This window comes from Roseisolibacter sp. H3M3-2, assembly GCF_029211165.1.
In the GTDB taxonomy this organism is placed as follows: Bacteria; Gemmatimonadota; Gemmatimonadetes; order Gemmatimonadales; family Gemmatimonadaceae; genus Roseisolibacter.
In genome coordinates, this window is sequence record NZ_JARGEK010000145.1 from 1 (window position 1) to 11,004 (window position 11,004).

General features: G+C 76.2%; 14 protein-coding genes. 8 read left to right on the forward strand and 6 right to left on the reverse strand.

Features of this window, described 5'->3' with window-relative positions:
• From PYV61_RS13125 to PYV61_RS13135, 3 genes are all read left to right on the forward strand, one after another.
• Positions 1–778, forward strand: a 778-nt coding sequence (locus PYV61_RS13125; RefSeq protein ID WP_275832195.1) for a hypothetical protein, incomplete at its 5' end; no start/stop codon positions are given.
• Positions 779–795: 17 nt separating this feature from the next.
• The gene (locus PYV61_RS13130) at positions 796–1,137 is read left to right on the forward strand and encodes a hypothetical protein (RefSeq protein WP_275832196.1); all 342 of its coding nucleotides are present in this window, start codon (positions 796–798) and stop codon (positions 1,135–1,137) included.
• Complete coding sequence (locus tag PYV61_RS13135) at positions 1,134–1,520, forward strand: RNA-binding S4 domain-containing protein (RefSeq protein WP_275832197.1); 387 nt, start codon at positions 1,134–1,136, stop codon at positions 1,518–1,520. Before PYV61_RS13130 ends, PYV61_RS13135 begins: the two co-directional genes overlap by 4 nt.
• Positions 1,521–1,588: 68 nt before the next feature.
• Here the strand turns inward: PYV61_RS13135 and PYV61_RS13140 are convergent, their stop codons facing one another.
• Both PYV61_RS13140 and PYV61_RS13145 read right to left on the reverse strand, forming a co-directional pair.
• On the reverse strand, positions 1,589–2,278 hold the full coding sequence (locus PYV61_RS13140; RefSeq protein ID WP_275832199.1) for a hypothetical protein: 690 nt from the start codon (positions 2,276–2,278) through the stop codon (positions 1,589–1,591).
• Entirely contained in the window at positions 2,275–2,685 is a 411-nt protein-coding gene (locus PYV61_RS13145; RefSeq protein WP_275832201.1) for a RidA family protein, read from the reverse strand. Before PYV61_RS13145 ends, PYV61_RS13140 begins: the two co-directional genes overlap by 4 nt.
• A 78-nt stretch (positions 2,686–2,763) precedes the next feature.
• Between PYV61_RS13145 and PYV61_RS13150 the strand changes: the two genes are divergently transcribed.
• The gene (locus PYV61_RS13150) at positions 2,764–3,909 is read left to right on the forward strand and encodes an alanine racemase (protein ID WP_275832204.1); all 1,146 of its coding nucleotides are present in this window, start codon (positions 2,764–2,766) and stop codon (positions 3,907–3,909) included.
• A 40-nt stretch (positions 3,910–3,949) separates the two neighbouring features.
• Here PYV61_RS13150 and PYV61_RS13155 read toward each other — a convergent pair whose 3' ends face one another.
• Positions 3,950–4,384, reverse strand: coding sequence for a four helix bundle protein (locus tag PYV61_RS13155; protein WP_275832206.1), 435 nt, complete (start codon positions 4,382–4,384; stop codon positions 3,950–3,952).
• Positions 4,385–4,488: 104 nt separating this feature from the next.
• Between PYV61_RS13155 and PYV61_RS13160 the strand changes: the two genes are divergently transcribed.
• Complete coding sequence (locus PYV61_RS13160; RefSeq protein ID WP_275832208.1) at positions 4,489–5,790, forward strand: DNA polymerase IV; 1,302 nt, start codon at positions 4,489–4,491, stop codon at positions 5,788–5,790.
• 45 nt (positions 5,791–5,835) lie between these two features.
• Complete coding sequence (locus tag PYV61_RS13165) at positions 5,836–6,141, forward strand: hypothetical protein (protein WP_275832210.1); 306 nt, start codon at positions 5,836–5,838, stop codon at positions 6,139–6,141.
• 79 nt (positions 6,142–6,220) lie between these two features.
• On the opposite strand, the gene PYV61_RS13170 is transcribed toward PYV61_RS13165, so the two are convergent.
• A complete protein-coding gene (locus tag PYV61_RS13170) occupies positions 6,221–6,970 on the reverse strand; it encodes a CPBP family glutamic-type intramembrane protease (protein WP_275832212.1) in 750 nt (249 codons plus the stop codon).
• 60 nt (positions 6,971–7,030) lie between these two features.
• Between PYV61_RS13170 and PYV61_RS13175 the strand changes: the two genes are divergently transcribed.
• Positions 7,031–8,395 (forward strand): MATE family efflux transporter, encoded by a 1,365-nt coding sequence (locus PYV61_RS13175; RefSeq protein ID WP_275832214.1) that lies wholly within the window; start codon positions 7,031–7,033, stop codon positions 8,393–8,395.
• A gap of 226 nt (positions 8,396–8,621) precedes the next feature.
• Here PYV61_RS13175 and PYV61_RS13180 read toward each other — a convergent pair whose 3' ends face one another.
• Positions 8,622–9,062 carry a RidA family protein gene (locus tag PYV61_RS13180; protein WP_275832216.1) on the reverse strand — a complete coding sequence of 147 codons (441 nt, stop codon included), beginning with the start codon at positions 9,060–9,062 and terminating at the stop codon, positions 8,622–8,624.
• Positions 9,063–9,134: 72 nt separating this feature from the next.
• Here PYV61_RS13180 and PYV61_RS13185 point away from each other — a divergent pair, with 72 nt between their 5' ends.
• Positions 9,135–10,487, forward strand: coding sequence for an erythromycin esterase family protein (locus PYV61_RS13185; RefSeq protein WP_275832218.1), 1,353 nt, complete (start codon positions 9,135–9,137; stop codon positions 10,485–10,487).
• Here PYV61_RS13185 and PYV61_RS13190 read toward each other — a convergent pair.
• A partial coding sequence (locus PYV61_RS13190) for a VanZ family protein (RefSeq protein ID WP_275832220.1) occupies positions 10,391–11,004 on the reverse strand: 614 nt, incomplete at its 5' end. The genes PYV61_RS13185 and PYV61_RS13190 overlap by 97 nt on opposite strands.

Consider the following 11,004-nt stretch of genomic DNA (forward strand, 5'->3'; position numbering starts at 1 on the left):
TCGTGGTCTCAACTCCTTGGCTCACAGAACGACATGGCTACGATCCGACTTCGCGCGGCGGCGGCGCGCGCGCACGCGGCGCGCGCAGCTCTTCGCGACGCTGTCGGCCGAGTGGCTGGCGCGCGACGTGCTGGCGCTGGTGGCGTCGCTCGACGGCGTGGCGGCGACGGTCGAGGCGGAGACCGCGGCGCGGACCGCGCCGCCGCCGATGGAGATCGAGCGCAAGTACCTGCTGCGCTCCCTGCCGCACACGCTGCGCGGGATGCCGAGCGTCGAGATCGCGCAGGGGTGGCTGCCGGGGGAGCGGCTGCTGGAGCGCGTGCGCGAGGTGCGGCGCGGGAGCGAGGTGCGCCACTTCCGCACCGTGAAGCTCGGCAGCGGCGTGGCGCGCGTGGAGGTGGAGGAGGAGACGACGCCGGCGCTGTTCGCCGTGCTGTGGCCGACGACGCGCGAGCGCCGCATCCGCAAGCGCCGCTTCGCCGTCCCCGACGGCGCGCTGACGTGGGAGGTCGACCAGTTCGCCGGGCGCGACCTGGTGCTCGCCGAGGTCGAGCTGCCGACGGCGGACGCGGCGGTCGTGGTGCCCGCGTGGCTGGCGCCGTACGTGGTGCGCGAGGTGACCGACGACCCGGCGTACGTCAACGCGAACCTCGCGCAGCCCGAGGCCGACGACGACACCTCGGGGCCGCCGGCGGAGGGGCCGCGCGCGCGGTCGCGCGTGGCGGCGCCCCAGGTGCGCACGGTGCTGGGCCCGCCGGGCGACGGGGAGCCGCGCTGACCGCTTATCTTCCGCGCATGTCGAACCCACTCGCCGAGCACCTGGCCGACCGCTTCGCCGCCGACGGCGCCGCGCTGCGCGCACGGGCGGCGGCGCTGCGCCCGGGCGGCCCGCGCGCCCCCGGACCGTCGCCGCAGTCGCTGCAGCGGATGGCCGAGGCGTGCGATCGGGTGCGCGACCTGTTCGCGGGCGCCGCCGACGACGCCGCGGTGCGCGCCCTGCTCCCGACGCTGGCCGGGATGGTCGCCGGCGCGCGCGACGACGAGCGGGCGGTCTACGCCGGCGCGGTGGCGCGCGCGTCGCAGGCGCTCGACGGCGACGACGCGGACGACGACGAGGGCGAGGAGGACGACGGGTGAGCGACGACGAGAAGGTGCGCCTCGACAAGTGGCTGTGGGCGGCGCGCTTCTTCAAGACGCGGACGCTGGCCACCGAGGCGGTCGAGGGGGGCAAGGTCGACGTGAACGGCGCGCGCGCCAAGCCGGCGAAGCTGGTCGGCCCCGGCGACGCGCTGCGCATCACGGCGCAGAACCAGCGCTTCGAGGTGCGCGTGACCGGCACCGGCGAGCGGCGTGGGAGCGCCGAGGTGGCGCGCACGCTCTACGAGGAGACGCCGGAGAGCGAGGCGGAGCGCACGCGGCTCGCCGAGCAGCGGAAGCTGGCGCCGCAGCACTTCGACTTCGACGCCGGGCGGCCGAACAAGAAGGACCGGCGGGATCTGAGGAAGTTCCGGGAGCGCTGAGGGCGCGCTGAAGGCGGGCTGCGGGCTGCGGGCTGCGGGTTCGGAATCCGCCGCCCGCAGCCCGCAGCTCAGCCCTGAAGGACCTGCGCGAGCGCGTCCCGTTCCAGCCGGTGGCCGCCGGCGTAGCGCACGAGCGTGTACCGGATCCCCGCCGCGTCGAGGCGGGCGGCCTGGCGGGCGACGACCTCCGCGGTCGCGAACTGGTCGGCGTCGCCGACGACCATGGAGAGCGCGGTGCCGCGGAGCGCGTCGCCGTCGGCGGCGAGGTCGAGGTCGTGCGGCAGCTCGCCGCCCCACAGGACGAGGCGCGCGGCCGGGGCGAGCCCGCGGCGGTGGCGCGCGGCGATCCAGCGCGAGGCGGTGACGGCGCCCTGCGAGAAGCCGAGGACGCACAGGCGCGCACGCGCCGGGTCGAAGCCGCCGGTCGCGGCGTCGAGCGCGCGGTCGAGGTAGCGGACGTAGTCGGCGATCTCGGCGTCGCGGTCCTCGCGCGTCATCCACGTGGCGCCGACGCGCATCGCGCCGTGCGTGTTCCCCTCCCCCGAGCCGACGTAGAAGCGCGACAGCGCTTCGGGCGCCAGCACCAGCCGGTCGGCGCCGGCGAACGGGGCGAGGTGGCGCACGAAGTACTCGGCGAGCTGCCCGTAGCCGTGCAGCGCGACCCACACCTCGGCGGCGTCGCGCGCGCCGGCGTGCCAGTAGCGCGCCGTGCGCGGCACCTCGACGTGGGCGCACTCGGCGCCGGGCGCCGCGCTCACCGCCCGCCCACGTACGCGACCGCCGTGACCTCGACGAGGATCCCGCGCAGCGTGGCGCCGACGACGGTGCGCGTCGGAAACGGGGGCTGGAACGTCTCGCGGTACACGGCGTCGAAGGCGCCCCAGTCGTCGACGCGGGCGAGGTGCACGCTCACCGAGACGACGTCGCGCAGCGTGGCGCCCCCCGCCTCGAGGACGCCGCGCAGGTTGGCGAGCGTCTGGCGCGACTGCGCGGCGACGTCGTCCGCGCCGACCAGCTCGCCCGTGCGCGGGTCGCGCGGGACCTGCCCCGAGACGTAGAGGAAGTCGCCGGCGCGCACGCCGGGCGAGTAGGCGCCCTTGGGGGCCGGGACGTCGGCGCCGAGCGTGACGGGGGTCCAGGCGCGCGCGGGATCGGAGGGCGTCATGGGTTGCTGACCTGTGGTCGGTGGTGTCATTTGTCGGGGACGGGCCGACGCGCCCCCCACCGAACGTCCCCGCACGCGATGCCCCTGTACCTCGAGCAGCTGGAGACGCCGGCGCCGGTCGTCGACCTGGACCGCCTGGCCATGAACCTGGACCGCATGGCGGCGTACGCCGCCGTGCACGGCCTGCGCCTGCGGCCGCACGTCAAGACGCACAAGGCGCCGCGGATCGCCGCCGAGCAGCTGCGGCTGGGCGCCGTCGGGCTGACGTGCGCCACGGTGCGCGAGGCCGAGGTCATGGCGGAGCTGACCGACGACCTGCTGCTCGCCTTCCCGATCGCCGGGACGACGCGGCTGCGGCGGCTGATGAACCTGCCGCCGCGCGTGCGGCTGACGGTGATGCTCGACTCGCAGCGCACGGCCGTGCAGCTCGCGGCGGCGGCCGACGAGGTGGGGCGCGAGGTCCACGTGCTCGTGGAGCAGGACGTCGGCATGCGGCGCACGGGGGTGCAGGACGCGGACGCGGTGGTGCGGCTGGCCGAGTTCGTCGCCGACCGCGAGCCCCTGCGCTACGAGGGCGTGGGATTCTACCCGGGGCACATCCGCGCGGCAATCGGCGAGCAGCAGCCGATGGTGGCGGGGCTCGCGCGCACGCTCGGCGCGTCGCTCGAGGCGCTGGAGAAGGCCGGGCTGGCGCCGAAGGTCGTGAGCGGCGGCTCGACGCCGGCCGCGTGGCGCATGCACGAGGTGCCGGGGCTCACCGAGGTGCGCCCGGGGACCTACGTGTACAACGACCGCGCGACGGCCGCGGTGGCCGCGTGCGAGTGGGACGAGCTGGCGCTGACGGTGCTCGCCACGGTCGTGAGCACGAGCGTCCCCGGGCAGGCGGTGATCGACGCCGGCAGCAAGGCGCTCGGGCGCGAGCCGATCGACGGCGCGCGCGCGGAGGGCGCCGACCCGGCCGCGACGACGGGCTTCGGCGCGCTGCTCGACCGGCCCGAGGTCACGGTCTCGCGCATGAGCGAGGAGCACGGGATCCTCGACCTGTCGCGCACCGACTGGAAGCCGCGGATCGGCGACCAGGTGCGCGTGGTGCCGAACCACGTGTGCATCGTCGTGCACCTGAACGACGTGATCTACGGCGTGCGCGGGCACGATGTGGTGGAGACGAAGTGGCCGGTGGCGGCGCGGGGGCGGGAGGCGCCGGAGGCGGTGCCCGCGTGGTGAGCAGTGGCGCTTCGGGTTGCGGGCTGCGGGCTGCGGATTCTCACCGCTCGGCGCGGCGGATCAGTCGGTCGCGCTCCGCCGGGATCGCTGCGAGCAGGGTGAGCGTGGTGCGGTGCAGGATGGCTCGGCGTGCTTCCGCGACCTCGAGGCCGAGCACCGGCTCGGCGGCGCGATACCAGTGGGTGCTCTCGCGCGCGGAGCCTAACGCGTACTCGTAGAAGCGCACGCGGTCGCGCCCCGAGCCGCGACTGTATCCTTCGGCGATGTTCGCGCCGATCGACCCGAGCGCTCGGTAGAGCTGCGCGGCGATCGGTGCGGCGATCGGGCTGCGCGCGAGACGTAGAGCGTCATCCCAGCCGGTGTGCAGGGCGTAGCAGGCGAGCCGGTACATCGCGAGGCGCCAGACGAGCCGCTCCGCGCTGGCGTTCCCCGGTTCGGCCGCCCATCGTTCGAAGTCCGCGTCCGGTGCGTGCATGGCAGAGGATGGCAGCCGCCGGCATGCGTGCTGGATCCACCCGACGCACCGCGGCACGAGAATCCGCAGCCCGCAGTCCGCAGCCCGCAGCGCGCCCCCCGAGAATGACCACCCCCCCTCGGAGAATCCTCCTCGTCGACGCCGACGCGTTCTTCGTCGCGGTCGCGCGCCAGGTCGATCCCGAGGGCGCCGGGAAGGCCACCCTGCTGATCGTCGGCGGGTCGGCGCAGAGCCGCGGCGTGGTGTGCTCGGCGAGCTACGAGGTGCGGAAGTTCGGCGTGCGCAGCGGGATGCCGATCCAGCGGGCGATCCGGCTCTGCCCGCAGGCGACGTGCGTCCCCGTGCCGCGCCACGCCTGCTCCGACCGCAGCCGCGCCATCGCGGCCGTGCTGCAGCGGTGGACGCCCGTCGTGCAGGCGTCGAGCATCGACGAGTGGTACCTCGACCTCGGCGGCACCGAGGCGCTGTACGACGAGCCGCTGGCCGCCACGGCGCGGCGCATCCGGGACGCGGTGCGCGAGGCCACCGGGCTCTCGGTGTCGATCGGGTGCGGGACGAACAAGCTGGTCGCCAAGGTGGCGGTCGAGGTGGCGAAGCCGGGCGCCGGCGGCGACGGGGTGCACGCGGTGCCGCCGGGCGCCGAGGTCGAGTTCATGCGCCGCTTCGAGCTGCGCGACCTCCCGTTCGTGGGGCCGCGGCTGGCCGAGCGGCTGGCGCGCAACGGGCTGCGGACCGTCCCCGACGCGCTCGCGTGGGACGAGCCGGCGCTCGTCGGGCTGCTCGGCGAGCGCACCGGGCGCTGGATCCACGCCTGGGTGCGCGGGATCGACGACCGCCCCGTGGCGTCGCGCGACGTGCAGAAGGGGATGAGCCGGGAGGACACCTTCCCGCGCGACCTGCACACCGAGGAGGAGCTGGAGCGCGAGCTGCTGCGCCTGAGCGGCAAGGTCGCCGCCGACCTGCGCGGCGACGGGCTGCGCGCGCGCACGATCACCGTGAAGGTGCGCGACGCCGACTTCGTGACGCGGCAGGCGGCGCGCACGCTCGACACGGCCGTCGAGAGCGACCGCGCGGTCGCGACGGTCGCCCGCGAGCTGCTGCGGCGCCTCCGGAAGACGCGGCGCGTCGGCGTGCGGCTGCTCGGCGTCGCCCTGTCGGGGTTCGGCGAGGCGGCGGCGCCCGACCAGCTGGCGCTGTTCGACGGCGAGGCGGCGGGGGGCGAGGCCCCGGAGCCGCCGGTCGAGACGGAGCGCGACCGCCGCCTCTCGCACACCCTCGACGCCCTCCGGGGGCGATTCGGGCGGGACGTGATCATGCCGGCGGCGCTGCGGGAGCGCCCGTCGCGGGAGCCCGGGGCGCACCGGTCGTCGGTCCCCCGAGTGCCGCGGGGGGAGGGACCCGAGTAGATTGCCGGCCGCAGCCCCGAACCGCGACCCCAACCCGCCCGCTCCATGGCGTCCTCGCCCGTTCTGCCCCCCAACCGCCACGTCGAGTTCAAGAAGGGCGGCTGGGGCGCGGCGATCCTCACGACGGTCGCCGCCGTCGCGACCTTCCTGACGGCGTTCTACATCCACAACCGGACGTACCGGCACCCGACCGACGTCATGATGCGGACGTTCCCGCACAACGACGCGGCGCACGGCGCGCCCTCGCACGAGGCGTCCGCCTCGGGGCAGCACGGCGTGGCGCCGGCGGCCGCCGGGGCGGAGCACGGCGGCGCGGCGGCGGCCGCCAAGGCCCCCGCGAACGGGCACTGACCCCCGGTTCGTCAGCGGCCCGACGGGCCCGCCTCCTCACCCGGGGCGGGCCCGTCGTCCGTTCGGGGGACGCCGACGGTCAGCGGACGAGCAGGACCAGCACGTCGTAGATGGCGTGCGTCCAGGCGGTGATCCCGAAGCCGCGCAGCACGTACAGCCCGCTGAAGAACAGCCCCGCCAGCAGGCGGAAGGTGAACGCCTGCGCCGTCAGCGCCTCGCCGTAGGCGCCGACGTGGTGCGCCAGCGCGAACAGCACCGCGCCCCCCACCGTCGCCGCCAGCGCGGCGCCCGACGGGCCCAGCCCGAGCCCGCGCCGCGCGCCCCAGACCAGCGCCGACACGAGCACGACGCGGAACAGCAGCTCCTCGTAGAGCCCCGCGCCGAGCGCGATCATCAGCTTGGACGGCCAGCCGAGCGAGGTGACGGCCGTCTGCGCGACCGCGAGGCCGGGGAGCGTCTCGAGCAGCCGCGCGGTCGCCAGCCCCACCGTCAGCCCGCACACGATCGCCATCGCGGTCGCCTCGGCGAGCATCCCGGCGAAGACGTCGCCGCGCAGCGGCGCGCGCGCCGCGCGGACGTCGCGGACGATGACGGTGAGTGCGACGCCCACCACCACGACGCCGAACACCAGCGCGCCCTGCGGGCCGAGGAGGAAGACGAACGGCGCCTTGAGCCAGACGTCGGCGCCGTTGCGCACCCCGCCGCCGGCGGCGCCGAGCAGCGCCGCGAGCCCCTCGTAGGCCAGCAGGAGGGGGAGCGCGAGGGTGAGGCTGTACCGGGGGGTGCGGCTGAGCGCCCAGTACGAGGCGGCGGCGGGGGCGGTCGGCATCTGGGGCAACCTACGCAGGCGCGTTGCGCGGGGATTCGGGGGCCGGCTACGGTTCGCGCGATGCCCCGCCCCGCCCCCGCCCCGCCGTCTGCCTGGCGCGCCGAGCTGACCGAGACGCGGCGCCTCGCCCTCCCGGTGGTCGCCGTCCAGGTCGGGGTGATGCTGATGGGCGTCGTCGACACCATGATGGTCGGCCGCCTCGGGGCGGTCCCGCTGGCCGCCGTCGCGCTCGGGAGTCTCTACGTCTACAACGTGACGGCGCTGGCCAGCGGGACGCTGCTCGCGCTCGACCCGGTGGTGGCGCAGGCCGCGCGCGCGCCCGACGCGCGCGGCGTCGCGTCGGGGGTGCAGCGCGGCGCGGTGCTGGCCCTGCTGCTGGCGCTGCCGACGGCGCTGGCGATGCTCCCGGCGGCCGCCGTGCTGCGCGCGCTCGGCCAGCCGGAGGAGGTGGTCGTGCCGGCGGCGCGGTTCGTCGCGCTCTCGATGCCCGGCGTGCCGGCGATGCTCGGCTTCGTGGTGCTGCGGCAGACGCTCCAGGCGATGCACGAGACGCGCGCGATCGTGGCGACGATCGTGCTCGCGAACCTCGTGAACCTGATCCTCGACTGGATGCTGATCTTCGGCCGTCTCGGCGCGCCGGCGCTCGGCACCGACGGCACCGCCGCCGCGACGACGGTGGCGCGCTGGACGATGCTGCTCGCGCTGCTGGCGACGGCGTGGCCGAAGCTGCGCCCGACGCTGGTGCCGTGGCGGCGCGACGCGGCGCGCGAGACGGGGCTGGCGCGGCTCGCGCGCGTCGGCGCGCCGATCGGGCTGCAGCAGTTCCTCGAGTACTCGGCGTTCGGCGCCGTCGGGCTGCTGGTCGGCCACCTGGGCGCGGTGGCGATGGCCGGCCACCAGGCGACGATCAACCTGGCGTCGCTCACCTACATGGTGCCGCTCGGCGTCGGCGCGGCGGCGGCGGCGCGCGTCGGCCGCGCGGTGGGCGCGGGGGACGCCGCGGCGGCGGGGCGGGCGGCGCCCGCGGCGCGCACGTGGGGGATCGGCTTCATGGCGGTGAGCGCGGCGGTGCTGCTGGCCGCGCCGCGCGCGCTGGCGCGGCTCTACACGCCCGACCCGGCGGTGATCGCGGTGACGGCGGCGCTGATCCCGCTCGCCGGCGTCTTCCAGGTGTTCGACGGGCTGCAGGTGGTGTCGCTCGGCGTGCTGCGCGGGCTCGGCGACACGCGCGCGCCGATGGTGATCAACATCGTCGGCTTCTGGCTGATCGGGATCCCGACCGGCGTGTGGCTCGGCCTCTCGCGCGGGATGGGGCCGGCGGGGCTGTGGATCGGGCTGGTGGTGGGGCTGGCGGCGACGGGGGTCGTCCTCGGGGCGCGAGTGCGGAACCGTCTGCGCGGCGAGGTGCGGCGGCTCGTCGCGTAGCACGGCGGAGAGCGGGGTACGGCGAACTGCAGGACAGGGCGCAGAGCGGGATACGGCGAACCAGAGAAGTGCGCAGAGCGGGGTACGGCGGACCTACCGGCTCAAGGCTGTAGGTCCGCCGTACCCCGCTCTTCGCCCCACTCCTTGGTTCGGTTCACCCCGCTCTGCGCAGTACCCTGGGGTTCGGGTCACCCCGCTCTACGCCCTGCCGAGCCAAGCGCACCCATCACCCCCCGCCCGCTCCCCGCACGGCGAGGCACTCGATCTCCACCCGTGCGTTGCGCACCAGCCCCGCGACGCCGATGGCGCTGCGCGCCGGCTTGTTGGTCGGGAAGTAGGTCACGTAGACCGCGTTCATCGCGTCCCACTCGGCGACGTCGACGAGGAAGACGGTGCACTTCACCACGTCGGCCATCGTCGCGTTCACGCGGGCGAGCGCCGCCTTGACGTTCTCCAGCGTCTGGCGCGTCTCGGCGGCGATGCCGCCCGGGGCGAGCTGGCCGCCGGCGGCGGTGCCGAGCATGCCGGACAGGTAGATCGTGTTCCCGACCTCGACCACCTGCGAGAGCGGCGCGGTGGGCGAGGCGGCGTGGAACTTCGCGGGCTGGGCGGCGGCGGCGGCCGCGAGCAGCGGGAGCGCGGCGAGGGCGCGGAGGAGGGGTCGCATACGGAAGAGGTGCGCGGGCGCGCGGCGGGGGGCAAGGGCGCCCGGTGCCCGCGACTTGCAGCGCCGGCGGGCATGACCGACGCCACGCTCGCCGCCGCCGTCCGCGCCGCCGCCCGCCCCCTGTCCGGCGCCCCGTCCGACCACGACGCGCTGCTCGACCTCGTGGGCGAGCGGCGGCTGGTGCTGCTGGGCGAGGGGTCGCACGGCACGCACGAGTTCTACGCCGCGCGCGTCGCGATCACGCGCCGCCTGATCGAGGAGCGCGGCTTCGACGCCGTGGCCGTCGAGGGCGACTGGCCGGACTCCGACCGCGTGCACCGCTGGGTCGTCGGGCGCACGCGTGGCGGCGGCGCCGACGACGCGCTGGGCGGGTTCCGGCGCTTCCCGCAGTGGATGTGGCGCAACGCCGACGTCGTGCGGCTGGCCGAGCTGCTGCGCGCGCACAACGCGCGCGTCGGGCGGGCGCGGGCGGTCGGGTTCCACGGGCTCGACCTGTACAGCCTGCACGCGTCGATCGACGAGGTGCTGCGCTACCTCGACCGCGTGGACCCCGACGCGGCGCGGCGCGCGCGGCAGCGCTACGCCTGCTTCGAGCACTTCGGCGAGGACCCGCAGGAGTACGGCTACGCGGCCAGCTTCGACCTGTCGCGGTCGTGCGAGGACGCGGTCGTGGAGCAGCTGGTCGAGCTGCGCCGCCGCGACGGCGGGACCGAGGCGGACGCCGCGCCCGACGAGTGGGACGCCGCCGAGGACCGGTTCTCGGCGGAGCAGAACGCGCGACTGGTGCTCGACGCGGAGCGCTACTACCGGAGCATGTTCCGCGGGCGCACGTCGAGCTGGAACCTGCGCGACACGCACATGGCCGACACGCTCGACGCGCTGGTGGCGCACCTCCGCGCGCGCGGCCGCGCGGGGAAGGTCGTCGTGTGGGCGCACAACTCCCACCTGGGTGACGCGCGCGCCACCAAGATGGGCGCCGGCGGCGAGATCAACCTGGGCCAGCTCGCCCGCGAGCGCCACGGCGACGACGCGGTGCTGGTGGGATTCACGACGCACGAGGGGACGGTGACGGCGGCGCACGACTGGGGCGACGCCGCCCGGCGCATGCGCGTCAACCCGTCGCTGCCGGGGAGCATCGAGCGGCTGCTGCACGACGCGGCGCCGCCGAACGCGGTCCTGCCGCTACGCGGCGACGCCGCCGACGCGGCGCGCGAGGCGCTGTCGGCGCGCGCGCTGCTGGAGCGGGCGATCGGCGTGATCTACCGCCCGCGCACCGAGCGGCAGAGCCACTACTTCCACGCGCGCGTGGGCGCGCAGTTCGACTGCGTCTACCACTTCGACGCCACGCGCGCCGTCGCGCCGCTCGACCGCGACGGGGCGCTCGACCCGTCGGAGCCGCCGGAGACGTACCCGAGCGCGCTCTGACCGCGCCCGGCGAGGCGCGCGCGGCGGGCGTCGGCGCGCAGCACGATCGCCCACCCCACCAGCACGCCCGCGCCCTGCACCAGCACGTCGGTGACGTCGGCGCTGCGGCCGCGGACGACGAGCTGCGCCAGCTCGGTCGCGGCCGCGAGCGCGAGCCCAGCCCACGGCGCCCGCCGCCCCCCGTCGGCGCGCGGGTGCACGGCGAGCCACGCCCCGATCGGCAGGTACAGGCAGAAGCCGATCGCGACGTCGGCGACGCTGTGCAGCGACCACAGCCCGGCCAGCGCGCGCAGCGGCACGAGGGCGTCGAGGGTGAGCTTGGCCAGCGCCCCCGCGAACGTCTCGGGGAGGAACGGGCGGAGGCTCCAGAGCGCGACCAGGGCGACGTACGCGCGCGCGTCCCGGTGCACCCCGCGCAGCCGCGCCGGCGGGGCCACCGCCACCAGCGCGTCGGCCGCCGCGGCCAGCGTGCGCAGCGCGACCGACCACGGGCGCATGTCGGCGCCGCTGACGCCGC

What these genes read in the sequence shown, in the direction of transcription:
- PYV61_RS13150 (WP_275832204.1), top strand. Translation starts at nt 2,764, where the DNA reads ATGCCCCTGTACCTCGAGCAGCTGGAGACGCCGGCGCCGGTCGTCGAC.
- PYV61_RS13185 (WP_275832218.1), top strand. Translation starts at nt 9,135, where the DNA reads ATGACCGACGCCACGCTCGCCGCCGCCGTCCGCGCCGCCGCCCGCCCC.
- PYV61_RS13130 (WP_275832196.1), top strand. Translation starts at nt 796, where the DNA reads ATGTCGAACCCACTCGCCGAGCACCTGGCCGACCGCTTCGCCGCCGAC.
- PYV61_RS13170 (WP_275832212.1), bottom strand. Translation starts at nt 6,970, where the DNA reads ATGCCGACCGCCCCCGCCGCCGCCTCGTACTGGGCGCTCAGCCGCACC.
- PYV61_RS13175 (WP_275832214.1), top strand. Translation starts at nt 7,031, where the DNA reads ATGCCCCGCCCCGCCCCCGCCCCGCCGTCTGCCTGGCGCGCCGAGCTG.
- PYV61_RS13160 (WP_275832208.1), top strand. Translation starts at nt 4,489, where the DNA reads ATGACCACCCCCCCTCGGAGAATCCTCCTCGTCGACGCCGACGCGTTC.
- PYV61_RS13180 (WP_275832216.1), bottom strand. Translation starts at nt 9,062, where the DNA reads ATGCGACCCCTCCTCCGCGCCCTCGCCGCGCTCCCGCTGCTCGCGGCC.
- PYV61_RS13165 (WP_275832210.1), top strand. Translation starts at nt 5,836, where the DNA reads ATGGCGTCCTCGCCCGTTCTGCCCCCCAACCGCCACGTCGAGTTCAAG.
- PYV61_RS13145 (WP_275832201.1), bottom strand. Translation starts at nt 2,685, where the DNA reads ATGACGCCCTCCGATCCCGCGCGCGCCTGGACCCCCGTCACGCTCGGC.
- PYV61_RS13155 (WP_275832206.1), bottom strand. Translation starts at nt 4,384, where the DNA reads ATGCACGCACCGGACGCGGACTTCGAACGATGGGCGGCCGAACCGGGG.